Annotated in this window: 29 protein-coding genes; 3 read left to right on the top strand and 26 right to left on the bottom strand. The window is 40.7% G+C overall.

Features of this window, described 5'->3' with window-relative positions:
• Positions 1-19: 19 nt before the first annotated feature.
• From ACN6NB_RS06740 to yknW, 7 genes are all read right to left on the bottom strand, one after another.
• Positions 20-1,912: a PTS fructose transporter subunit IIABC gene (locus ACN6NB_RS06740; RefSeq protein WP_058837767.1), complete on the bottom strand. Its 1,893-nt coding sequence runs from the start codon at positions 1,910-1,912 to the stop codon at positions 20-22.
• A 13-nt stretch (positions 1,913-1,925) separates the two neighbouring features.
• Positions 1,926-2,837: a 1-phosphofructokinase gene (gene pfkB / locus ACN6NB_RS06735; RefSeq protein ID WP_059376998.1), complete on the bottom strand. Its 912-nt coding sequence runs from the start codon at positions 2,835-2,837 to the stop codon at positions 1,926-1,928.
• Positions 2,834-3,589 (bottom strand): DeoR/GlpR family DNA-binding transcription regulator, encoded by a 756-nt coding sequence (locus ACN6NB_RS06730; RefSeq protein ID WP_039178192.1) that lies wholly within the window; start codon positions 3,587-3,589, stop codon positions 2,834-2,836. Before ACN6NB_RS06730 ends, pfkB begins: the two co-directional genes overlap by 4 nt.
• Before the next feature lie 318 nt (positions 3,590-3,907).
• The gene (locus tag ACN6NB_RS06725) at positions 3,908-5,101 is read right to left on the bottom strand and encodes an ABC transporter permease (RefSeq protein WP_058837768.1); all 1,194 of its coding nucleotides are present in this window, start codon (positions 5,099-5,101) and stop codon (positions 3,908-3,910) included.
• On the bottom strand, positions 5,088-5,789 hold the full coding sequence (locus ACN6NB_RS06720; protein WP_058837769.1) for an ABC transporter ATP-binding protein: 702 nt from the start codon (positions 5,787-5,789) through the stop codon (positions 5,088-5,090). The genes ACN6NB_RS06725 and ACN6NB_RS06720 overlap by 14 nt, the downstream gene beginning before the upstream one ends.
• Entirely contained in the window at positions 5,786-6,883 is a 1,098-nt protein-coding gene (locus ACN6NB_RS06715; protein WP_247544236.1) for an efflux RND transporter periplasmic adaptor subunit, read from the bottom strand. Before ACN6NB_RS06715 ends, ACN6NB_RS06720 begins: the two co-directional genes overlap by 4 nt.
• Positions 6,884-6,892: 9 nt before the next feature.
• Complete coding sequence (yknW, locus tag ACN6NB_RS06710; protein ID WP_039178183.1) at positions 6,893-7,519, bottom strand: YknW family membrane protein; 627 nt, start codon at positions 7,517-7,519, stop codon at positions 6,893-6,895.
• Positions 7,520-8,036: 517 nt separating this feature from the next.
• Here yknW and ACN6NB_RS06705 point away from each other — a divergent pair.
• Positions 8,037-8,414, top strand: a complete 378-nt coding sequence (locus ACN6NB_RS06705; protein ID WP_034281609.1) for a Rok-like winged helix domain-containing protein — start codon at positions 8,037-8,039, stop codon at positions 8,412-8,414.
• Between the two features lie 47 nt (positions 8,415-8,461).
• Here ACN6NB_RS06705 and moaD read toward each other — a convergent pair whose 3' ends face one another.
• The 6 genes from moaD to ACN6NB_RS06675 are packed head-to-tail and all read right to left on the bottom strand — an operon-like array spanning position 8,462 to position 12,598.
• Complete coding sequence (gene moaD / locus ACN6NB_RS06700) at positions 8,462-8,695, bottom strand: molybdopterin converting factor subunit 1 (protein WP_039178180.1); 234 nt, start codon at positions 8,693-8,695, stop codon at positions 8,462-8,464.
• Positions 8,688-9,179, bottom strand: coding sequence for a molybdenum cofactor biosynthesis protein MoaE (locus ACN6NB_RS06695; RefSeq protein ID WP_058837772.1), 492 nt, complete (start codon positions 9,177-9,179; stop codon positions 8,688-8,690). Before ACN6NB_RS06695 ends, moaD begins: the two co-directional genes overlap by 8 nt.
• The gene (gene mobB, locus ACN6NB_RS06690; protein WP_144490618.1) at positions 9,176-9,700 is read right to left on the bottom strand and encodes a molybdopterin-guanine dinucleotide biosynthesis protein B; all 525 of its coding nucleotides are present in this window, start codon (positions 9,698-9,700) and stop codon (positions 9,176-9,178) included. Before mobB ends, ACN6NB_RS06695 begins: the two co-directional genes overlap by 4 nt.
• Positions 9,682-10,959, bottom strand: coding sequence for a molybdopterin molybdotransferase MoeA (locus ACN6NB_RS06685; RefSeq protein ID WP_186315133.1), 1,278 nt, complete (start codon positions 10,957-10,959; stop codon positions 9,682-9,684). Before ACN6NB_RS06685 ends, mobB begins: the two co-directional genes overlap by 19 nt.
• Positions 10,960-10,968: 9 nt before the next feature.
• A complete protein-coding gene (locus ACN6NB_RS06680) occupies positions 10,969-11,985 on the bottom strand; it encodes a thiazole biosynthesis adenylyltransferase ThiF (RefSeq protein ID WP_144490620.1) in 1,017 nt (338 codons plus the stop codon).
• A 31-nt stretch (positions 11,986-12,016) separates the two neighbouring features.
• Positions 12,017-12,598 carry a molybdenum cofactor guanylyltransferase gene (locus ACN6NB_RS06675; protein ID WP_144490621.1) on the bottom strand — a complete coding sequence of 194 codons (582 nt, stop codon included), beginning with the start codon at positions 12,596-12,598 and terminating at the stop codon, positions 12,017-12,019.
• Between the two features lie 84 nt (positions 12,599-12,682).
• On the opposite strand from ACN6NB_RS06675, the gene ACN6NB_RS06670 reads away from it, so the two are divergent.
• Positions 12,683-13,600 (top strand): coiled-coil domain-containing protein, encoded by a 918-nt coding sequence (locus ACN6NB_RS06670; protein ID WP_144490622.1) that lies wholly within the window; start codon positions 12,683-12,685, stop codon positions 13,598-13,600.
• Positions 13,601-13,647: 47 nt separating this feature from the next.
• Here ACN6NB_RS06670 and rok read toward each other — a convergent pair whose 3' ends face one another.
• The 3 genes from rok to ahpA all read right to left on the bottom strand — a co-directional run bounded on the left by rok (position 13,648) and on the right by ahpA (position 15,774).
• Positions 13,648-14,220, bottom strand: a complete 573-nt coding sequence (gene rok / locus ACN6NB_RS06665) for a transcriptional regulator Rok (protein WP_024426871.1) — start codon at positions 14,218-14,220, stop codon at positions 13,648-13,650.
• 470 nt (positions 14,221-14,690) lie between these two features.
• On the bottom strand, positions 14,691-15,149 hold the full coding sequence (locus tag ACN6NB_RS06660) for a TlpA family protein disulfide reductase (protein ID WP_024424727.1): 459 nt from the start codon (positions 15,147-15,149) through the stop codon (positions 14,691-14,693).
• An 82-nt stretch (positions 15,150-15,231) separates the two neighbouring features.
• Positions 15,232-15,774, bottom strand: a complete 543-nt coding sequence (ahpA, locus tag ACN6NB_RS06655) for a biofilm-specific peroxidase AhpA (RefSeq protein WP_003211758.1) — start codon at positions 15,772-15,774, stop codon at positions 15,232-15,234.
• A 271-nt stretch (positions 15,775-16,045) separates the two neighbouring features.
• Between ahpA and ACN6NB_RS06650 the strand changes: the two genes are divergently transcribed.
• Positions 16,046-16,855 carry a mechanosensitive ion channel family protein gene (locus ACN6NB_RS06650; RefSeq protein ID WP_024424726.1) on the top strand — a complete coding sequence of 270 codons (810 nt, stop codon included), beginning with the start codon at positions 16,046-16,048 and terminating at the stop codon, positions 16,853-16,855.
• Between the two features lie 22 nt (positions 16,856-16,877).
• Here ACN6NB_RS06650 and ACN6NB_RS06645 read toward each other — a convergent pair whose 3' ends face one another.
• The 10 genes from ACN6NB_RS06645 to ACN6NB_RS06600 all read right to left on the bottom strand — a co-directional run bounded on the left by ACN6NB_RS06645 (position 16,878) and on the right by ACN6NB_RS06600 (position 23,586).
• Complete coding sequence (locus tag ACN6NB_RS06645; protein WP_024424725.1) at positions 16,878-17,120, bottom strand: YkuS family protein; 243 nt, start codon at positions 17,118-17,120, stop codon at positions 16,878-16,880.
• Between the two features lie 50 nt (positions 17,121-17,170).
• Positions 17,171-18,349, bottom strand: coding sequence for an N-acetyldiaminopimelate deacetylase (locus ACN6NB_RS06640; RefSeq protein WP_474253277.1), 1,179 nt, complete (start codon positions 18,347-18,349; stop codon positions 17,171-17,173).
• Between the two features lie 33 nt (positions 18,350-18,382).
• A complete protein-coding gene (gene dapD, locus ACN6NB_RS06635; RefSeq protein ID WP_039178160.1) occupies positions 18,383-19,093 on the bottom strand; it encodes a 2,3,4,5-tetrahydropyridine-2,6-dicarboxylate N-acetyltransferase in 711 nt (236 codons plus the stop codon).
• Positions 19,094-19,202: 109 nt separating this feature from the next.
• Positions 19,203-19,661, bottom strand: coding sequence for a flavodoxin (locus ACN6NB_RS06630; protein ID WP_039178158.1), 459 nt, complete (start codon positions 19,659-19,661; stop codon positions 19,203-19,205).
• Between the two features lie 16 nt (positions 19,662-19,677).
• The gene (locus tag ACN6NB_RS06625) at positions 19,678-20,571 is read right to left on the bottom strand and encodes a WD40/YVTN/BNR-like repeat-containing protein (RefSeq protein ID WP_474253276.1); all 894 of its coding nucleotides are present in this window, start codon (positions 20,569-20,571) and stop codon (positions 19,678-19,680) included.
• Positions 20,561-21,037 (bottom strand): flavodoxin, encoded by a 477-nt coding sequence (locus tag ACN6NB_RS06620; RefSeq protein WP_144490624.1) that lies wholly within the window; start codon positions 21,035-21,037, stop codon positions 20,561-20,563. The genes ACN6NB_RS06625 and ACN6NB_RS06620 overlap by 11 nt, the downstream gene beginning before the upstream one ends.
• A 123-nt stretch (positions 21,038-21,160) precedes the next feature.
• Positions 21,161-22,042 (bottom strand): LysR family transcriptional regulator, encoded by an 882-nt coding sequence (locus ACN6NB_RS06615; RefSeq protein WP_024424721.1) that lies wholly within the window; start codon positions 22,040-22,042, stop codon positions 21,161-21,163.
• 97 nt (positions 22,043-22,139) lie between these two features.
• Positions 22,140-22,583, bottom strand: a complete 444-nt coding sequence (gene cbpB, locus ACN6NB_RS06610; protein WP_047203681.1) for a cyclic-di-AMP-binding protein CbpB — start codon at positions 22,581-22,583, stop codon at positions 22,140-22,142.
• Between the two features lie 146 nt (positions 22,584-22,729).
• Positions 22,730-22,921, bottom strand: a complete 192-nt coding sequence (gene abbA, locus ACN6NB_RS06605) for an antirepressor AbbA (protein ID WP_003210802.1) — start codon at positions 22,919-22,921, stop codon at positions 22,730-22,732.
• 149 nt (positions 22,922-23,070) lie between these two features.
• Positions 23,071-23,586, bottom strand: a complete 516-nt coding sequence (locus tag ACN6NB_RS06600) for a ribonuclease H-like YkuK family protein (protein ID WP_039178147.1) — start codon at positions 23,584-23,586, stop codon at positions 23,071-23,073.
• Positions 23,587-23,697 lie beyond the last annotated feature (111 nt).

Raw genomic sequence — 23,697 nt, 5'->3', positions numbered from 1 at the left:
ACGATGCTTCTCTTCTGCATTACGCTTCTTGTTGAACCGGTTTTTTCAAAATACCCAGTAAAATCGCTGTCACAACGGCACCGATTAAGATGCTGATGATGTAAAGAACTGGATGATTTGTTACCCAGAAAACAAATAGTCCGCCATGCGGTGCAGGAAGCGTCACTCTAAAGAATTCCGTTAATCCACCAGCAACTGCTGCACCAATAACAGCTGAAGGAATCACACGAAGAGGATCTGCCGCCGCAAATGGGATCGCCCCTTCAGTGATGAAGGCTGCTCCCATGAAGTAGCATGTAATCCCTGCTTCACGGTCACGTTTTGAGAACTTATTTCTAAAGATCGTTGTTGCAAGTGCAATACCTAGTGGTGGAACCATTCCGCCTGCCATAATTGCAGCATGCGGTGCATAGTTGCCAGCAGCAATCATTGCAAGACCAAATGTGTAAGCCGCTTTGTTAATTGGGCCACCCATATCAATTGCCATCATACCAGCTAAAATAATACCCATTAAAACAAGGTTTCCAGTACCTAATGATTCAAGCCAATGTGTTAATCCGTCCATCACCATTTTCACTGGTGTGTTGACAATATAATGCATGATAATGCCTGTAAAGAAAATACCGAACAATGGATACAGCAGAACCGGTTTAATCCCGTCGAGTGTCTGCGGTACGAATGTGAATACTTTTTTGAGCAGTACAACAATGTAACCTGCTAGGAAACCAGCAATCAGTCCACCTAAGAACCCTGCACCTGCTGCTGACGCCATAAATCCACCGACCATACCTGGCGCAAAACCTGGACGATCTGCAATACTCATGGCAATAAATCCAGCTAATACCGCAACGATTAAGGCAAGCGCATTATCGCCGCCAATTCCTTTTAAGACAGCTGCAAATGAATTAAATGAAGGGTCCTTAGGATCTGCTGAATTAATTCCCCAGAAGAATGAAATCGCAACTAATATACCGCCTCCGACAACAAATGGAAGCATGTTACTTACACCACTCATTAAGTGCTTGTAAAATCCGCTTCTTCCTTTGCCAGATGATTCAGTTTCGTCTTTAGAAGAACTGCCGCCTGAACCTTTATAAATCGGCGCATCTTGATTGATGGCTTTTTCAATTAATTCCTGCGGACGGCGAATACCAGCTGTTACAGGGACTTCAATGACATGTTTGCCTTTAAAGCGTTCCATTTCAACTTGCTTGTCCGCTGCCACAATGATGGCTGGTGCTTCTTCAATTTCTTTTGCTGTAAGGGCATGTTTAATACCGCCAGAGCCGTTTGTTTCAACTTTAATGTCAACGCCCATTTCTTTTGCTTTTTCTTTCAAAGCATCTGCTGCCATAAATGTATGTGCAATGCCGGTCGGGCAAGCTGTTACCGCTAAAATTTTAGCAGGTTTTCCTTCTGCAGCCGGCTCTTCTTGAACTTCCTCTTCTTCTTCATCATCTTGATCATGTGTATTGATGATCTCAATGATTTCATCTTCAGTCGCCGCTTCAAGAAGCTGCTTTCGAATTTCTTCACGCATAAGAAGTGTAGATAAACGAGAAAGTGCCTCTAAGTGCGTGTTGTTTGCGCCTTCAGTTGCGGCAATCATAAAGACAAGATGACTCGGCTGAGCGTCCAGTGATTCATAATCTACACCAGCAGTGGAGCGGCCAAATGCAATGGCAGGCTCTTTTACACTTGCTGTTTTAGCGTGCGGGATGGCAATTCCTTCACCAATACCAGTAGAGCTCTGTTTTTCACGATTAATCACAGCTTCTTTATAGCCCTCTTTATCATTTAACTTGCCTGCTGTATCTAAAACAGTGACAAGCTCTTCAATGACTGCTTCTTTCTGCTGGCTGTCTAATTGAAGCTTAATGGTATGCTTCGTGAGTAGTTCTGTAATTTTCATGATGACTCCTCCTTTAAATGCGTGTGACTTTTACTTGTGGTAATAGTGTGTCGACAAGCTCTTTTGTGCCAAGCTCCTCAGAAAAGGCTGTAGCGCTTCCTGAAGTGACACCAAGCTTAAATGACTCTTCAATTGAAAGGCCTTTTGAAACGCCGGCTAAAAACCCTGCAACGACTGAATCCCCTGCTCCAACTGAATTAACGAGCGTTCCTTTTGGAACATTGGACTGATAGATTCCTTCTTTACTGAATAAGAGGGCGCCATCACCAGCCATGGAGACGATGACATGCTCAGCACCTTGTTCTAACAGCTTTTTCCCATAAGGAATGGCTTCTGCTGCTGATGAAATACTCGTCTCAAACATTTCACCCAGTTCATGATGATTTGGCTTCATTAAGAACGGTTTCATGTCTGCTGCTTTTTTTAACGCTTCGCCAGAAATATCAAGAACAACTCTTACACCTTGCTCCTGGCAAACTTCAGCAATACGCTCATATGTGTTATGAGGTAATGATGAAGGAATGCTGCCAGCTAAAACAACGACATCTCCTTCAGTCAATGAAGAAAATTGAGATAGAAACGACTCAAATTGCGCTTCAGTAATAGATGGGCCGAGTCCGTTGATTTCTGTCTCTTCACCTGTTTTTAGTTTTACATTGATCCTTGTATCTTCTGACACCTCGTGAAAGGCTGTTTGTAATTGTTCGTTCTGTAAAAAATTTTGAATATATTTGCCTGTAAATCCACCAATGAATCCAAGTGCTTTCGATTCAACACCGTGACGTTTTAATAGCCTTGAGACATTGATTCCTTTACCACCTGGATATTTTTGATCATAGGTTGAACGATTTAAACCGCCGACTGCAAAATCCTCCACGTGTACGATGTAATCAACTGATGGGTTTAAAGTAACTGTATAAATCATGTTTTCACTACCTTTATAACCGTTTTTTCATGGTAATTATCGAATGAATCTTCTTTTGCGTCGTTTGTGATAATGGTGGCTTCCTGTAAACTAGCAAAGGTTGAAAACGATATTTCGCCAAACTTTGAGGCATCTGATAAGATATAGGTTTTTTTCGCCTGTTTCATGGCTCTTTTTTTCATGAGTGCTTCCTCTGGATCAGGTGTTGTAAAACCCGCCTCGGGATGAATGCCATTTGTCCCAACAAAGCTTTTGTCAAAACGATAATTCTCCATCGCTGTCAAAGCTGCGGCTCCAACCATGGCTCCTGTTCGATGTTTCACTGATCCGCCTATCAAGTAAAAGGTAATACCTTTTCTCATGAGGGCTTCAATGTGCATCACACCGTTTGTCACCACGACAATATCTTGATCTGGATCGATATATTCAATCATTTGCTGTGTGGTTGTACCAGCATCTAAATAAATACAGTCGCCCTGTTTTAAAAGAGATGCCGCCGCCTCTGCTACCAATGACTTTTCTTGAAGGTTTTTGGCAGATTTCTCAAATACATCTGGTTCAAGGCGAATACTCGAAATCTTGGCTGCTCCTCCATGAACCCTTTTAAGAAATCCTTTTTCTTCAAGGGCTGATAAATCTCTTCTAATTGTAGATTCAGACGCATCCGTCATCATCGTTAAGTCCTGTATTTTAATGACATCATTTTCTTCCAAGCTGTCGATTATGAGTTGATGTCTTTCCGGTGTTAACATGCGAACACCCCTTTTGAAAACGTATTCATTTTGCGCGCACCTTTATTGTAATCGCTTTTTTCAACATTATCAATACAAAACAATCAAATACATTCAATAACTATCAAAATCTTTCACCATGGTCATCTTACCTTTATATGTACCATTTGTAAACTGAAAAATATGTGACAATAAGATGAAAGTCATGATATTAGCATTTCTATCATTTTTTATTTCATTCAATGGAACTAAAAAAAGCTTTTATGCGATTTGCATAAAAGCTTTTGATGGGTAATGAAGGCGAATGTAAACTGTTTGTATGCTTCTTTCCTCTTCGATTTATTCATACCTGAGCGATTCAATAGGGTCTAGTCTCGCTGCTTTATTCGCAGGAATTAACCCAAAAACAATACCAATGAGCATACTAAACAGTACGCCTCCACATACTACTTGCCAAGATACAAGAGACGGCCAGCCGGCAAATAGTGATACTAACGAAGCTCCGCCTAAACCAAGTGCAATCCCCATCAACCCGCCGATGAGTGTTAAAACGACAGACTCAATTAAAAACTGGACGAGGATTTGAGCCCTTGTTGCTCCCATCGCCTTTCGAATACCGATTTCTCTTGTCCTCTCTGTCACAGAAACGAGCATAATATTCATCACACCGATTCCGCCAACAAGTAAAGAGATCCCGGCTATTGAGCCAATGATCGTTGTCATAACGGATGTTATTTGACCAATCCCTTCTGCGATTTCTTCCATATTGATCATTTCGTAAGCATCTTCTGTATGATGATTTTCATTTAATATGGCAGCCGCGCTCTTTCCTACTTCCTTCATTTGATCAGCATGTGCGACTTGAATAGACAACTTATCATATTCACTCATACCAAGTGTGGAGGTGAGCATCGCAAATGGGACATAGATTTCATTCATATCAAATGAAAACATCCCTTTCTGTTTTGCTAACACACCGATGACTTCAACTGGCTGTCCGTTCATCCAAATCAGTTCGCCTAATGCCTTTTGTCCGTTGAATAGTTCTTTTTGTAAGCCATCTGAGATAAGAGCAGCTCTTCTGCCGCTTCTAAAATCAATATCTCTTAAATCCTGTCCTTCTGCGATTTGTAATGAATGTACATTTGTATACCCTTCATTTATACCGTTAACTGTCGCATCAACTGTCGTATCTTGAAACCTCAGCTGCATTCCTTGTGCAGTCGAGGAGGCGACCTGCTCCACCCCGTTGATTGTCCTAATGCTTTTTATGTCTTCCTCAGTAAATGATGCTTCGAATAAGGCATTTGGATTTGCATTTAATTCTTCGTCAGAAGGCGTATATGTCATATCAATGGTATTGTTTGGACCTGAAATCGATCCTTTTAACATTTGCTCACCGCCTTGACCGATCGCCACGACTGCAATGACTGATCCAACACCAATAATAATCCCAAGCATCGTTAAAATAGAACGTAATTTATGAGCTAAAACCGAATTCAGCGCTATTTTGATATTTTCAAAGAGTTTCATTCATAGCGTCCCCTTGTATCCATCTATCTTCAACAAGCCGTCCATCTCTCACAACGACAGTCCGATTTGTATACGCAGCTATTTCTTCTTCATGGGTGACAAGCACAATCGTTGTCCCTTCCTCATTCAGCTGTGTAAACTGTTCCATAATTGAGATGCTTGTTTTTGAGTCGAGAGCACCAGTCGGTTCATCTGCTAAAATCAGCTGAGGCTTATTGACAATCGCTCGTGCAATTGCCACCCTTTGCTTTTGTCCTCCTGACAACTCACTTGGCATATGTTTCATTCGATCTGCCAAACCAACCTTTTCCAGTGCCAATTCCGCACGTTCTTTTCTTTCCTTTTGACTGATCCCAGCGTAAATCATCGGCAGTTCCACATTGCGCCTCGCATTTAACCTTGGCAGCAGATGAAATTGCTGAAAAACAAATCCAATGGATTGATTTCGAATGACCGCAAGCTCCTGGTCCTTTGCTGCTGACAGCTCTGTACCTTGAAAATGATATTGTCCTGTCGTTGGGCGGTCTAAACAGCCAATAATATTCATTAATGTTGATTTTCCAGAGCCGGACGGGCCCATAATGGACATATACTCGCCTTTTTCAATGACAAGATTCATATCACTTAATACATCAAATGTTTCGTGTGCGACCTCATAGCTTTTTGTCACGTTGGAAAGCTGAATCATTCAGCATTCACTTCCATTCCGTCATACATGTCATCTGTTGGATGAGCAATGATTTGATCCTCTGCCTTGACACCTTTTGTCACTTCAAGATCATGACCTGACGTTTCCCCTATGACCACTTTTACTTTTTTCAATTCATTTTTTTCAACAACATAAACGTATTGTCCATCAGTCTCTTTTTTTACCGCTGTTTCAGGAATTGTTTGCGCTTGGCGCTTATCTGTTTGAATTTCCATGATCATTTTAAAACCAGGCTTCGCCTCAGGTTTCTTTCCCTTTATTTCTACCTCAACAGGATATTGAACCGTTTGGTCGCTCGAAGTTGTTTCGACTGCTGTCTGGACAGGAATAGTGCCTACTTTTTTCACGACTCCTTGCCAGCTCTTCCCGCGAATGACATCAGACGTTACCTTCACTTTTTGTTTCTTTTTGATTTTTATGGCATCATACTCTGAGATCAAACCCCGCACGGTCATTTTTTTATCATGACCAATATGGATGATCGGCTGCCTTTCTTCCGCCTTGCCTGCCCCTGCCTCTTGCTCAATGGAAATCACTGTTCCATCAATTTTACTATGTACGGTTAAATCTTCTATTTGAGCCTTTACTTTTTCTTGGCTGATCTCTGCTTGCTTTTGTTCTAATTCAGCCGCTTTCAGTTCTAATTGAAGCTGATCTCGCTCGCTTTTGATATTAACGCCTGCTTTTTTCTCCTCTAATTCACTCAGCCGATTTTGCAATTGTTCCAGTTTTAATGTACTTGATTCAACGGCTAGTGCTTGCTGCTGCTCTTCAAACTCCAGTTCCTTATTTTCATATGTAAGAAGCGGCGTTCCAGCCTTTACCTTTTCCCCTTCTTTCACAGCAATTCCCTTCAATTTCCCCTTTTCCTCTTCTTCATAGATGAACTGCTCTTCAGAGAATGAAAGTGTCCCCGGTGTCATCACGGTAGAGGTGATTTCTTTTGGCGTGAGTTTGACTGTTTTAATCGCTGCTGTAGAAGCAGGCTTTGCTTGGTTTTTCGCAATATTAAATCCAATAAATAGTCCAATCACAATAATTAAAATAGATCCGATGATGATTTTCTTTCTCATAAAAACCTTCTACCCCCAGCTTACTGATATGTTAATTGCTGTTCCTACATATTGAAAAATTAACGTTAAGATATAAAAAACGCCTATAATCACCCAAGAAATTCTCGGTGATATACGCCCAACTTGGATGAATAAAAAGCCAGTTAAAACAAGATTCCAGATCACAAATAGATCGATATTGGCTAACACCGCCTGCCATGGACCAGAAATTCGAATGAGCGCGTTTAACGAGGTAACCGTGATGTCTTTTGGAACATGAAAAAGGATGACTGCCAAATGAGAAATAATTGTCCCAATGATCGTAACGGGTGTAATGAACAGGACCGCTGAAAAAAGCTGCCGAAATGATGCATCACCTTTCGCTAAAAAAACGATGAACTTATATATAGCCGCATTGATGACAATTCCAAATACGAGACCAATGAGCGTCACCACATAAACAACAGGTACCGGCAAACTTAAATCTGCCCACATTCCCTTATTTACGAGCTCAGACAAATAAGTCACAACGACTGTTAAAATAAGCACACAAGATAAAGGCCACCAAACAACTGGATTTTCCCATACTCTTTTCAGGTGCTCTGATGGTCTTGTACTCACTCCAATGATTGTAGGTTTGTCCATGTTTTCTTTCATCAAATGTCATCCTCTCTATGTCAAGCAAGTATGCAAACGCACAATAACGCTCTTTTTCTTTCTATTTTATCAAAAGATTGCCAATAAGTGATCGAACATTTGATTTTCTTATTTTCGTTGAGAAAAAATTTTATCTATTATTCTATTTTCACGAAAGAAACCCTTCAAATGACCTCATGATCCGACCATATTCATACCAAGAATCGTGCTTTTACTGACCTAAAAACATTTTATTAAGTAAACAATATGTCTTTCGGAATAAATATCCTTTTCTTTTGGATTCGCATGGTCTTAGATAGACACAACAATTTTTTGTTAAAATAATCCTAGTAATTTCGACAAATCCCGGCTTTATAGGACTATGATTGGTTTCTTTTACAGAACAAATAAGTCTTTAGTATCAATACTTTCATATTAAAAAATTAAAAATAAAGGGATTTTACTTGATCAAAAGTTATTTTTTCATATAATGTAAAATAGAGGTAGGTTAAATGATAGTGGAAATGGAGTCAAGTGAATGTTAAGAGAAAAATTGAAAATGCAATTGATTTTACTGTATGAAAAGGAACAAGAAGCATGGCAATACTTTCGAAAGGAAAGAGAATCGATTTATCATGAGCTCAAATTACTTGATATGAAAGAAAGCAGACCTTCTAATGACAAAATATACTACGCTGCAAGATGTGTAGATATTATCAAAGAGAAAAAGGGAAGCATTGTGAGCACAAAAGAATTAAAGGAACAGCTTCAAGCCCAAACAGATTTCAATGTGAGACGAATCAGCGAATTGTATGATCTCATTCAGCAGCTCGATCCTCACATTTCTAAAGCAAGAAGGGGATGTTTTATTTACGAAGATCACACCCAAGTACCTCTACAAACTTTTCACACATAAAAAATTGGTTACAGCCGGGTGGCCATAACCAAATCCTCTAATATCTATTATCCACCACTTACAGGAGGAATGAGTGCAACAGTGTCCCCGCTACGCACTTCAGCATTTTCCCTCGTATATATTTCGTTGACTGCAACCATTACGTTTTGTGCAGCATCAACACCATATACCTCCTGTAATTCTATTTTAATCTCATCAACCGTTGTTTGATCTTTTTGAATGATGATTTGTTGTTTACCGGCCTTCTCAGCAAGGCCGGCGAACAATAATACATTAATCATGCTGATCACCTTCTTTCTCTGCAAGTTGAAGATTGCTAGGTTTACCTTCTGGATATGAAACCGTTTCAAGCTGATCACCTATCCAGGCCTCTCCGTCTTCCCAATATTCTTTTTTCCAAATGGGAACGATTTCCTTGATGCGTTCAATGGCATATTCATTTGCTTCGTAGGCAGCCTTCCTATGAGGAGACGAAACGGCGATCGCAACAGCAATATCCGTTATCTCAAGTGTTCCAATCCGGTGCACAATCGCTGCTTCAGTGTCAGGCCATCGATTCTTGATTTCTTGTCCAATCTGCCTTAGCATGCTTTCCGCCATTGGTATGTATGCTTCGTAGGTTAAACGCAATGTTTTCTTGCCGTTTGTCCATTCTCTGACCGTCCCGATAAACGTCGTAATCGCCCCTGCCTTTCGTCTTGTCACATGCTGAATCAATTCGTTTACCTCAATCGGGGTTTTTGTTATTTTAAAAAGTTCGCTCAAAACGTGCCGCCTCCCTTCAATAAGTGAAAAGCAAATGTCATCCCGCGCTTATCAAAAGCTGAAAACACAGGAAACGGGTAATTTTCGGTTAATTGATCTTCTTGAGAAAAATAAATAGCTGCTTGTATATTGGAAAGAGTGGAAAGGTCAATAAGCTCCTCTTCATTCTTTACACAAACGATTTTGCGATAAGGCGCCTGTTTGTATCCCTCTACGAGAACAGCGTCTAACGGAAGATGCTGACACATGTTGAGCAGCTGTTCTAACGTGAAGTCCTGCATCGAAAAGTGAAATTCACCTTCTCCTTCCACACCTGCGGCATAGGCACCTGCCTGAATATATCGATCAGTATCTTTTTCTTTGACAAGGCGATCTGGTGTCCCCCCATGTCCATGGTGTTTAAAGCAGCCTAGCTTCAGTCCTTCACGTTCGGCCAGCTGACAGAGCTTTTCGATTAATGTGGTCTTGCCACTATTTTGAAAACCGACCACCTGTAATATGCTTAATTTGTCATCCAGCATGGAGACCCACCGCCTTTGTGCTGAAACAGCAGAACATCAACTTGATCACCTGCTTGAAAACCTCTTGTTCCCCCAGGCAGCATGATGAAACAGTCAGCCTCTGCAATAGAGGTCACTGCACTTGATTTATCAAGACCTGTCGGAGTCACACTGATCTGACTCCCAGTGAATTGAAGAGCCGCCCTGACAAAACGAGTAAACGGATTGGCTTTTGGAAAATCATGTGTGAGTTTCGCCTCAGCAAAAGCGGGAAACGGATTTTCTTTCATATACCATTTATAAATGATCGGTTTCACAAATAATTCAAAGCCCACAAAACAGGCAGCAGGGTTTCCAGACAGCCCAAACAGCAATTGACCATTCGGCATTGCCGCCACAGTCGTCACACTTCCAGGTCTCATGGCTACTTTATTAAACAGTACCTTGGCTCCCAGCTTTTCATAAATGGCAGGCAGAAAGTCAAAATCACCCACTGACACGCCGCCTGTTGTGATCAGAATGTCTACCTTGCTCATGGCTGCTTTTACTGCATGATAACTTTTGTCAAAATCATCGGAGACACCGCCTAAATCTAGCGGCTCAGCTCCGGCCTCAAGTATCTGCGCATAGACCATACTCAGATTACTATTTCTAATCTTGCCGTCTACCATGGCATCACTTACTTGAAGAAGCTCTGTGCCCGTTGAGATAATGCCAATCACCGGTTTTTTGACAACTGGCACTACCGCATATCCAAATGTCGCCAAAAGAGCCGTGACGCCAGAAGTGACAGCTGTTCCTTTTTTGACCATCACGTTTCCTTTGAGAACCTCTTCTCCTTGACGAGAAATATTGTCTCCCTTTTTCAGCGGTCTTTTCAGTGACATGAATGATTTGCCGTCTTTTTCGAAAGTCTTCGTCAGCTCGATCATGATGACGCCATTTGCTCCATTTGGAATTTTTGCCCCTGTCATAATACGGATGGCCTGAAAGGAACCGATGGTTTTTGCTGAGACCATTCCTGCACCAATATGATCAATGACCTCGAATTCAACTGGATGCGCACTTGACGCTTCTTTTGTATCTTCTGCCCGAAGCGCAAATCCATCATACGGAGAACGATCAAATGCCGGAACATCATGGTCTGCCAAAATATCTTCTGCAATAAACCTTCCAAGGCTATCCTTTAAAGGGACCCATTCTATTTCTCCATGTTTTTCGTATTGGTGAACTTTCTTTATGGCCTCTTCTACTGGTATTGGCTGCCGTCTTTCCATCACACTTCACTCCTATATCCCTAGCAGTCTTGCTAGTAATGAATTGGCTTCTTTTTCATCATTTGTTCCATGGATTAATGCACGTCCTCCTTTGAAACAGACCATCCGGTAATTTTCGTAGCGTACATGGATTAAGAAGTCGTTTACTTCCACCTCACAAATAGATGAGAGCCGCTCTTTCATATGCTGAAATGAGAGTTCTGCTAAATCCTTTGAAACAATTTGAACGGTGTCACGTCCGCAAAGGACCGTCGATTTTTTACGCTGATCATGTAAATAAGGATAGGTTCTTGCGATGCCGCAAGTTGGACAGTTCTTCTCTTTAGTTAGAGATAAATCCATTTTAAATGATGTGGACTGCCAAAGATCAAACGTGACAAATTTCCGCTCGATTTGATCTTCATGCCCTGTTAAATATTTTAGTGCCTCTGTTTGCTGATAAGCAGAAACCATTTGAACAGCAGGTGAAATAATCCCCGCTGTATCACACGTCAAGCCGCCAACAGGCATTGCCGTGAACACACATGATAAACATGGCGTTTTATCCGGCAATATGGTCATATACATCCCCTGACTGCTCACACAAGCGCCATATATCCACGGCGTCTTCGTTTCTAGTGATAAGTCATTCATCACCATTCTTGTCTCAAAATTATCTGTTGCATCAATGACGATATCTGCTCTCTGGAATAACGGCCTTAACAGCTCCGCCCCTGCATCTTCAATCAGAGCGTGTATGGTCACTTCATGATTGATCTGCTCGAGACGTTTTTGTGCCGCAGCTGCTTTTGGTACATGTGCCTTTGCATCATGTTCCGTGTAGAGCTGCTGCCGCTGTAAATTTGAAAATTCCACATAATCACGATCGACAATCGTAAGCGTACCGATGCCAGACCGGACAAGCCCTTCCGCAGAAGCGGTACCAAGTGCACCGGCTCCAACGATCAGCACATGACTTTCAGCCAGCGCATGCTGCCCTTTTTCCCCAACCGGAGGGAACAAGATTTGTCTTGAATATCGGTCATTCAATGCTGTTCTCTCCTCACCGTTTTTTTATGTATCATATCATACCGTTTTCAGGTAAATCGCTTCTTTTATTGATATTACGAAATTCATTTGATGTCACGTTCAGTTCTTCCTCTGAAACGATGCGCACCTGAAGCTTTTGAAGCAAATCTTTAATGGCTAATTGATTCTCTTTTAAACACGCGCGAATAAACGGCAGAGAGCGGCGGTGATAAAGTGCAAATAAAGGCTGTAATCTGCCCTGAACAAGCGGGATGATGGCATCTGCGTGCTCGCTGCAATAGGACGATAATACTTCCGCCGTTTTCTTCCGTATGAAAGGCATGTCACACGCCGTCACTAAATACCATTGTGCTTCTTGCTTTTGCATCGCTGTATATATGCCGGCAAGCGGTCCGCATCCGCGCACCTCTTCATCATCTAACCAAACACTTTGTTCACCTCTTGCTTTGAAAAAAGGAAGAAGCGATGGATGACTGATGATGACAGTCTGCCTGTCTAAAAGCTGCTCTTTCACATGTTCATATAATGGTTTCCCTTGAAACATATGACTTGCCTTTGGCTCTCCAAAACGTCTGGAAGCTCCTCCAGCTAAAATCACATTCACTACGTGCATCCTCTCATCCTCCTTTGATATGGTTGTTCTAATCGCACTCCTTTCGCATACTTTATTGGTAACATGAATAAGGAGGGTCTATCGATGAACAGGCGCCATGCTTCTCCCCTATTCCATGATCTATCTCAAGAAAATTTATACTTAAAAGCTGAAACTGCCAAATATCAACAAATGATCTCTGATTTACAGTCCTCATATACGTATTCTAAAAATAAGAAGCTAACTCAAGAATATCATGAGATGAAAAAGGATTACACGCAATTAAAACAACAACTGGATGAAATAACCAATGACCAACATGATGCTGCCTCAAAAATACAGGATCTCTCCTACAGCAAAACAGAATTGTTACATAAAATGGTCCTTCTCCATGAGATGCTGCAAAAGGAAACCTATCATAGAAGAAAAGAAACCGAAGAAAAACACAGGCTGCATTTGAAAGTTGTCAAATATAAGGAAATCTCGCAACAATTAAATGAACGGATAGAGGATCAAGATAAACGACTTGCAAAAGAGGAGAAAAAAGGAAATACTTTATCCGCAGTGATTGAGAAGCTGCAGCAAAATTTGGGCGATAAAAACGCAGAGCTCCATGTATTACAGGAAGGCGTCAGACACCTTCAAGAGCGTTTTTATGAAACGCAGGAGAAATTACTGCAAATTGAAAAAGCAAAAGAAGCGATTTTTCATGAAACGCTCACGAGCTATCAAAAACAGTTAGCAGAAAGCGAGGAATGGATCGCATCTCATTTTGCTGATATTGACCAGTCAGCACAAACAAATTCACAGCCATTCTCACGAGACCGCATCCTGCAAACGACAGAAGAAATCGAACCGATTTTGAAGAAACTCAACGAACAAGTTCAAACACTTCAGGAACAAGTCGATGCTGTGCAGCGTAATGGAGAAGTCATGACAGTCAAAATCGACGGCTTTAAAAAACAGCGTGATCACCTGCCTAAGGAACGCAAAATTGTCTATACAGTTGATCAAAAGAAGTAATTCTCGAAATAAAAAACTGCTGGCTTGACGCCCAGCAGTTTTTTTATTTATTCGTCTTCTGTTTGAATGTCGCCTTCTAAAATATACTGTCCGCGATAAGGCTTCTTCACTTCAGGATACATTTTAATTAAGCTTTGCATAAACGTTGTCATATTTGGGATTTCAAGACCGCTCTCTTTTTCGATCTCTTTTTGAAGCTCTGAGCTTTTAATCGCTGCATTATGACGTTTTAACGTTTTAATCGCAGCTTCACGAAGCTTCGCTGCCTTTGAGCCAGGACGAGCTGTGCCTCTTCTGCGTCTTGTCGATCCTTCAGGAATACCTACAGGTGCACCGTTTAGCTGTCCTGTTCCTAAAGATGATGATTGTGGTTGTGCCGGCTGCTGGTAGCTTCTCATTTCTTGCGCAGCAAGCTCAGCTAATACAGGCAGTGAATCTGTCTTTCTTTCTGTACGTACTTCTTTTTTTGTATCTGACACTAGACCTGTTCCTTGACGGTCTAATTCTCTTAATTTTGCATAAATCGCATCGCGCTCAATTTGATATTCACGGATGACCTTTACTTCTGCCTCGTTTAATTGTTCCAATCGTAAACGTAACGCTTCCCTCTCATTAAACAATGGATTTCCCCCTCATCATATAAAAAATATTCTATAGTAAATATTAGATTAGAAAACTAATTTTATCAACTATTTTTTTATCATTTTACAGTTTGCTAACAGATAGGTATTTTCAACTAAAATTTTGCCAAGGAGGAAAAATCGGCACTCATTTCATTGCCACTATAGGCTTTTGACAAACCTTAAAATATTGTAAAAAAATTGAATAAACGCTTATACTACTTGATTTATATAGTTATTTACCTAACTGAAATTTCTTTTGTGCAAAAACGTTCTGAATAGTAAAAAGTTAAAATCTTTACAATTTCATTTCAAAACAAAAATGTAAATAGGTCGTTATACCTTTTTGTTTCAGGGATATTTTTTAATAAACTCCCTCATTTTCTCTTTTCTTAGGAATAATAAACTCATCCAGTGCAATACGCCGCCTGTTTTTGCCCATGAAAAAACCCCCATTTATGGGGGAAAGTCTATTCTGCAGCCTTTTCAGACTCAGAAAGCACTCGATTGACACGCTTTTCAAGCATTTTCATTCCGCTTCCGCCGGCTTGGAAGTGACGCAAAGCACCTGTTTTATCAAATACATAATATGCAGGTACATATTCGTTTTCAAAGGCTTCTGTTAGGTGATGATCACTGTCCACAAAGATTGGCTGCGTAATTTCATGTTCTTTCGCAACTTCTTTGATTTTTTCTAGATCTAGGTCATCTTCTGAACGAGGCATATGAACTGCTACAACGTTTAGTTGATCCTTGTACTCATCACGGAATTGATTGACTTGAGGCATTGCCTCTTTACAAAGATGACAGCTGACTGACCAGAAATGAATCAATGTTGGTTTGTCACCAATCAAATCTTCTTTTGTTACTTCTCCATTTAACCACTCTTTTGCACCAGTTAGTTCTGGCATTGGTTGACGTAATTTCATTATGAAGCGCCTCCATCCATTGTATGTGTCGAAACAAAAAGGTCTAACATCAGTTAGACCCTCCTGTTTCTTCAGTTATCAATTAAAGTGTTTTTTGACCAGGTTTCCAGTTCGCTGGGCAAAGTCCACCAGTTTGTAATGCTTGAAGAACACGTAATGTCTCATCTACATCACGACCGATATTGTTGTGGAATACTGTTTGGTATTGAAGTTCGCCTTCTGGGTTAATGATGAATAAACCGCGAAGAGCAATTCCTTCTTCTTCAATTAAAACGCCGTATTCTCTAGACACTGTGTGGTTAGTATCAGCAGCTAACGGGTATTTTAATTCACCTAGACCATTGTCTTTACGGTCTGTATTGATCCAAGCAAGATGCGTGTGGATTGTATCAGTAGATACACCGATGATTTCTGCATCTAAATCTTCGAACTCGTCATAACGATCGCTCATTGCAGTAATTTCAGTTGGGCAAACAAATGTGAAATCCATTGGATAGAAGAAAAGAACTGTCCATTTGTCATTCTTCATGTTTTCCTCTAAACTTACTTTACCAAATTCCTTGTTAGCAAGTACTGCTTCCATTTCAAAACGTGGAGCTTGTTTTCCTACAAAACGCTCTGCCATATGTAAATCCCTCCAAAAAATAATATCTTTATACAGTCTTCTTAGCTGTATATAAAATGAGAATCAAAACTTAAAATTCTCATTTAGTTAATAACTTCACAATTACAATTATAATACTTATGCGATTTTTAGTCAATATTAATTAATAATAAATTTAATTAACGATTTGTCACAATTCCTGCTTCACCTATCAAAAGTTTAACATGACTTGCATAAGGGAACAAATGATTAGCTTCTCTTTTAGAGCATACATAGAAAGGTTTTGAAGATCATGAGAGCATTTCAACAAGTAGATTGGGTTTCCATTATCCTCAATAGCAGTATGATTTTGCTAAAACTAGTCGCCATTTTTGCCATTTACTTTATCATCAGAGCCATAGGAAACAAGATGATTAAGCGAGCCTATTCCACATTCGCTGAAAAGCATGAAGTCTCTTTATCAAGAGCCCAGACGCTGCAAAGTCTAACGTTAAATATTTTCGCCTACTTATTGATTTTTATTCTAGTTGTGATGATCCTCGACTTATTTCATTATAACCCGACTGCTTTGCTGGCAGGTGCAGGCGTTGTAGGACTTGCGATCGGTTTTGGCGCTCAAGGGTTAGTGAGTGATATTGTGACCGGATTCTTTATACTATTGGAAAAACAATTTGATGTAGGAGAATATATAACGGTCGCTGGCTTTGATGGGATTGTCGAACAAATTGGACTAAGAACCACACAGCTTCGAAGCTTCGACGGCACCCTTCATTTCATTCCTAATCGCAGCATACTGAATGTGAGCAACCATTCAAGAGGGACGATGCAGGCACTCGTTGATATTGAGCTGTCTCCGGATGAAAATGTGGATCAAATGATCACAGCCCTTCAAGCTGCCTGTGATGAGGTGCGGGAGGAAACTCCTCAAATTATCGAAGGTCCTCAAGTTGTCGGCGTGGAGGCGTTCGGTTCTTCTTCCCTTGTGCTGCGCATCATAGCGAAAACTGAAACAATGGAGCAATGGCGGGTAGAACGAATCTTGCGCAAAAAAATGAAAGAAGTACTCGATATAGAAAAAGAGCAAAAAGAACCGGGATCATAATCTACCGGTTCTTTTTCTTGTTTTATTGAACACGCTGTTCTACTTCTTGGCAAATTTCATCAGCCGTCATACCTGATGCTGTAATAACAGATGCCTTTGTTGTTGTGTCTGAAATGCCAAGAACATTTGAATCTAATCCTGTGACGACATAACAGTCACACTGATCCATTTGCTGTTCATTTTGAATACGTACGACATCATACCCTTTTTGCTTCAATAGTTCTTCTACATCGGATAAAGATTGTTCTACACCAATTCTTGTCATAATCAAGAACACCTCCTGTTCATAAGGTGTACAGGAGGCAGCTCGATTATTCATTCACCAGCTTGCTTTTTAAAATAAGCCGTCATGACATTCACAGCTGTTTCAATCGCGTTTTCATCCGGCTGAAGCTTTGCATGATGGAGGCCGTATTCTGAATCGACCCCTAACCAAAACATGAAGCCGGGATATTTTTTCAGCATGTAGCCAAAATCTTCTCCTGTCATGGCTTCTCTGCATTCAATCACATTCGCAAGTCCTTCTTCGGCTACATATGACATAAATTCCTCTGTCAAATCCTTTGAATTGTCCACTTCGTAATAAGACGAAGGGTAACGAACGGTTGCTTTGCATTCGTAGCCAATTTCAATTCCTTTTGCCAATGCTTCAATTCGCTTTCTCACCTTGTCCATAGACTCTGGCGAAAGTGTGCGAATGGTACCGTCAAGCTTTGCATGCTGCGCAATAATATTTTGAGCCGTTCCGCCGGTAATCGTGCCCACTGTAATGACCGCACTATCAAGGGGATCAACATTACGCGAAATCACCGATTGCAGCTGACCTACAAGAGCACTTGCAGCAACAACCATATCATTTGCTAAATGAGGATATGCAGCGTGTCCGCCTTTTCCTTCAAGCTCAATCAAAAGCTCACTCGTATTGGCAAATAGCAAACCAGGCTTTGTAGCAATTGTTCCAACAGGATATTCAGGTGCGATATGCAGCGCTGTAATAAAGTCTGGTGTCCATTTTTTGAGAACATCACTTGCAAGCATTGGTTCGGCACCGCCTGGACCTTCTTCTGCCGGCTGGAAGATAAATAACACGTCTTCTTTAATCGGTTCATGAACGAAATGATCGATGATACCAAGTGCAATGGTCATATGAAGGTCATGTCCACATGCATGCATCTTCCCTTCATGCACAGATTCAAATGGATACCCTGTTTTCTCGGGTATAGACAGGCCGTCCATATCTGCACGATAAGCAAATACGCGCGTTGGATTTGTCCCTTTCACTTTTACAAAAAGCCCAGTTCGCCATGTTTCAATCTCAACTCGATCTTTTGAATAGGTGTCCAAATGCTGAATAAGATACGCTTGTGTTTTAAATTCTTGGAAACCAAGCTCAGGGATTTGGTGTAAATCTCTTCGAATGGATATTAATTGCTCACGATTTAACAAGTGAACTCGCTTCCTTTCTTCTATACGAATAAGACGTGGATATCTCATCCACGTCTTTGTCTTCAGCTGCGAATTATATAATTAAAGCTGACGCAGTTCTTGTTTGATTTCAGTCTTACCTTTTGTTTTTTCATCGATGTCTTTGATTTTCTTAGCAGGTGTACCTGCTACAACTGTGTAAGGCTCTACATCGTTCACAACGATTGCACCAGCAGCTACTACTGCACCTTTACCAATTGTCACGCCTTCTAGAACAACAGCGTTCGCACCGATGACAACGTCATCTTCTACCACAACTGGTTTAGCAGACGGCGGCTCAATAACACCTGCAAGAACAGATCCAGCACCGATATGACAGTTCTTACCTACTGTCGCACGGCCGCCAAGCACCACGTTCATGTCAATCATCGTACCTTCGCCGATCACAGAACCGATATTAATAGAAGCACCCATCATAATGACTGCATTATCACCGATTTCAACTTGGTCACGGATGATTGCCCCTGGCTCAATACGGGCTTTAATGTTTTTCAAATCTAACATCGGAATTGCAGAGTTGCGGCGGTCATTTTCCACGACAACATCTTCAATTTTGTCTTTGTTTGATGCTAGCACTTCTTGAATTTCACTCCACTCACCGAAAACAACTCCAGTGTTTCCTGTGATGAATGTTTTTGCATGTTCACCAAACTCAATACCTTCTAAGTCACCTTTAATATAGACTTTGACAGGTGTTGATTTTGTACTATTTTGAATAAATGAAATAATTTCATTAGCGTCCATTTGTTTCATGTATGTATGTCCTCCTCTTAATTTATACTTCATTACTGTACCAAAGGAGTGTTTTAATGACAAGTGAAAGAGTCATCTCCTCAATGGAAAATAAAACAAGCGGGACCGATTATCCCGCTTCTTGCTGGTGAAGCTGAACAAATTGTTTACCAAAAGAAATTAATTCGTCTTCTTCCTCTCCTTCTGGATTCAGCTCAATTTTAACTGATGGGAGGACAATGTCACCGCCAAGCTCCTTCACTTTTTCTTCGATTAGGTCAACAGCTCCGCAAAAATGTTCGTAAGATGTATCGCCAGAACCGAATACTGCAAATGCTTTTCCCGTTAAATCAAGCTCTTCCATTTCTTCATATAAATCAATAAAATCATCCGGAAGATCGCCATCTCCCCATGTATACGCACCTAACATAATGTGCGAGTAATCATTAAGCAGCTCCGCATCAATATCCATCGCTTCATGCCGGTCCACGCTGGCTCCTGCTTCCGTTATACCTTTTTCAATTAAATCTGCCATCGCTTCTGTATTTCCAGACATCGTGGCATACACCAATAAAACCTTTTCTGTCACTTTTTCTTCCTCCTTATCAATGAATCAACGCTGGCTCCTCATACGGCCTGACAAACTTACTTTCATATAAACCCGCACAGAAAAAGTTTTCGTTTTGATTGGCTACACGAAAACCGTGCCCTTTGATCGTATCAAACCATTTGAGCTCTTTTTGCTCAATATCAAGCTGATACACTTTAGAAAATCCGTGTTCGTCTTGTGAAGTGGTCACATACACAATGCCGTTATCCTCTGATACATCCAAAAATGATTCTTCTCTAGCAAAGGCCTGTGATTGAATATCATGCAGAATATTTGTATGTAAATCTAAAATTTGAACAGATCCTTTTTTGCCTTTTTTTGAACCTAATGCACAAACAAGAAGATGTTCATGACAGAGCAGCATAGAAGCTGTCATTCGGTGCTCCTCTCTGTTTAAAAGAAAAATCTGTTCACTCTGCAAGTCATACACCCATATTCCTCCGTGAACCTCATGAATCTGTGTTCCAATATAAAGGTGGTCACCTGCAGCACATAAAGAACGAATGACCGGCGGATGATTCACATGAGCAAATGGCTTCATAATTTCCCAGGAAATTCCGAAATTATTTGACACATAGATACTATGTTTTCCATGCGCACATACAAACCCATCTTTACGTCCTGTAATAGACCAGACGACTGCGTTTGTTGGAAATGAAGATAACGCCCATGTATTGCCTTCATCTCCTGATCTAATCACTGTGCCATTTTCACCAACACCGAATAAATAAGGGCCAATATAGCTGATCGCATGAATTTTATGCTTGAGTTTAAACAGTTGCTGCCATCCGCTCTCCACACTATAGTGAAAAATACCTTCACGTTTTACAGCAACAAAGTATCCACCACTTTTAGATGCTGCAACGGCTGTTGCTCCTTTATGAAACATGATTTTCAACTCGTTTCTCAGACAAAGCGGCCCACGTTAAAAAGCTCACAGCAAATTCCTGACAGCACGCCACATCTTCATCTGTATCCGGTGCAAGCTCCATTTTTAATGTTTCAGGAAAAACAGATGCACCCGTTGATTTCAGCATGTCATGGAATGTATGGACAGCCTCGCAAAACTTTGGATAGCTGTAATCACCCGATCCAAAGACAGCTGCTTTTATGTGACTAAGTTCAAGAGTAGAGACCTCCTCATAAAAATCCTCTGCTTCATATGGCAAATCTCCATCACCCCAAGTATAAGAACCAATGAATACGTAATCGTATGAGGATAGGTCCTCTGCGTTCATATCATCAAATTCCATCATCTCTGTATCTATGCCTTTTCCTTCAAGTGTTTGCTTTAAGATCGCTGCCATATCTTCCGTATTTCCAGACATACTCGCAAATGCAATTAGTGCTTTCATCTATCGGTCACCTCATCTAAATGATAATCATTTTCAATTATTATATGTACACTTTAAATGATAATGATTTTCATTGTCAAATGATTTCATAAAAAAAAGTACCTCCCTATTCCAAGAAGGTACTTACACGGCATCATTTTCAAGCATTTCTTTAACCACACCAACAAATGCTTGTACCTGTTTTAACTGAAAAGACGCTTCATAGCCTAGCAGCCATGTGTCACGGCCGATTTGCTCTCCGTTCACATCAACAAGCGGTGTTTTATAAACACTTTTTTCGTGGTCATATAGAGTAACAGAAGGCAAAATGGCGTAACCGATGCCGTGGTAGGCCATTTGTTTACATGTTTCAATTTGGTCTACTAAAATCGTCTGCTTTGGAGATACTTTAAATTTTTGATGCCACCAGTGCTGGATTTCCTGATAATACGTGCTGTCGCTTTTAAATTGGATAAATGGCCGCTCAGTCTTGATTAATTCATCTACGTCCTTGATCACGGAATCGACTAAGTATAAATGATCTGTCATCAAGTATTCCTTTGTCCCCTTCCAATCAGGGTTTCCGCGAATGATTCCTATGTGCACATGGTCTTCATACAAGCTTTTGAGCATTTCACTGCTCCAGCCGGTAACGAGTGACACCTTGGCATTTGGATATTTTTCGACATACCGTTTTAACACCTTTGGCAGCCAGTGCTGTCCAATAATCGACGCCACCGCAAGCTTGAGTGTACCGTGAATGTCACCCTCAAGTTCATCAATTCGTTCTCTCACTCGATCCTGTTCAACCGTTACCTCTTTTGCAAATTGGATAATCTGTTCACCTGCTGAAGTCACGGTCAGCCCCTTTTGTGAACGAAAAAAGATTTTCGTTCCCCATTCCTTTTCGATCGTCTGCAATCTTTGCGATAATGCAGGCTGAGAGACAAAGAGCCGTTCCGAAGCCTTTCTCATATTCAATTCTTCACTTAGCACAACAAGCATATGTAACTCCTGAAGCTGCATGGGCGTCCCCTTTCTCTCTATAAGTTTTTCTTATTTCATATGCTCATTATATAAATTTTAACTTATGAAGGCAAAAAAAAATAAGCTGGGCTGCAGCTCATTTTTTCGCGGAATGAATGACCTCATTTAAGCGCTTTAATACAACTCGTCGAGTAAAAATACCTTCAAAGACTTGCTCCTCATTTACTACACAAACAAATCCATTATTTGTCACAGCGTGAACGCCTTTTAGTACAGGATCTGTCGTTTTGAGTCTCGGAATATCCTTCAGCATAACCTCTTCGACCTTCAACTGGTCGAGCTTCTCGAATTCGATTCGTTCTAAACCGAAGATTTTATCCATAATCATATTCGTTCCAATTAACCCGTGTAAATGATAAGAAGCGTCTAATACCGGAATAGCTGTATATCCTGTTTTGGTTAGAACCAATAGGGCATGCTCAAGGTTATTGCCAATTTGAACATGTGCGACTTTATCTGCATCAATCATATGCTCGGCTACTGTGGACTCAAGCAATTGAGTCGGCTCTATCTCTATCATGTTTCTTCGACCCCTTTTCTCTCAATCATCAATCATACATTCCCCATTACGATTAAGCATAAACTAAAACGAATTTTGTCGAAAGATTTTTTCTGCATAAAAAAGATACTCAGCCCCCGAGTATCTAATAGAATGTTAAACCAATATTAATTCTCAAACCTTACTCTGTCATACAATGTGATCAATTGCTTATACGTATTGTCGTCGACATTTTTTGTTCCACATTCTATATCATTGATCTCACTGCTTAGTAATTCGACAGCATATTCCTGATTCAGCAATACGTTTAATAATAGCTTTTTCTCTTCTTCATTAAAACGATTTTCGATGACGCTCATTCAACATCAGGCCCCCTGTTTCATATATGCTTTTATATTGATTAGCAGGCTTTTGAATGTCTGCTTCCTCTCTATACAGCTAGAATAAGGAACTAGAATCGAATCGTCAACCGCACGTTTCGACAAGGTTTGGAGAAAAATGACGGAATTTATTTTGTGTATCGATTGGCATAGCAAAATGCTGCATATGAGTCGGGTTTTATTTTTGCTTCAATTCCCATAGCTGTGATCATTCCGGTCATTTCCTGGATCAGCTCTTTTGTACTTCCTTTTTTGCCAATATCCAGATGGGCTTCAAAACGAAGGTCTGCCCCTTCCTCAGCAAACGGAAGAAGCAAATCCATCAGTTCTGTTAAAGGCCCCTCAAGGATGTCTGCACATACCTTTTGGCTAAACGCTGTCTCTAATGAAATTTTTTCTCTAAGACTTTGCACGGGTCTTTCAATCACTTGTTGTGTGAGGCAGCCCCAAGCTCCTTTGCCAATCCGGTGGAGATGAATTGCAGTCATAAATGTTGTGACATTTTGATTGACCTGAGAGTCCGTACCAATTGATAACACATAGGCGGATCTAGGGTCTTTTCGAATAAAGTCTTTCATTCTCATGACGACATCAGAAAACGCTAAACGATCTTCAGAAAGATTGTAGAAAAAAGAATCACTCACAGAAAGGAACTCCTTTTTAATGGTCTCTTATCCGAAAAATGCGCTGATTGATCATCTTCCATTTGTACATATCATCTATGATGATCCATGTATGCTGCCGCAATAAACGAA

Source organism: Bacillus sp. 11B20, from assembly GCF_056098985.1.
The sequence above is the reverse complement of the archived record's forward strand: the minus strand, read 5'-3'. Positions and strand labels throughout refer to the sequence as shown.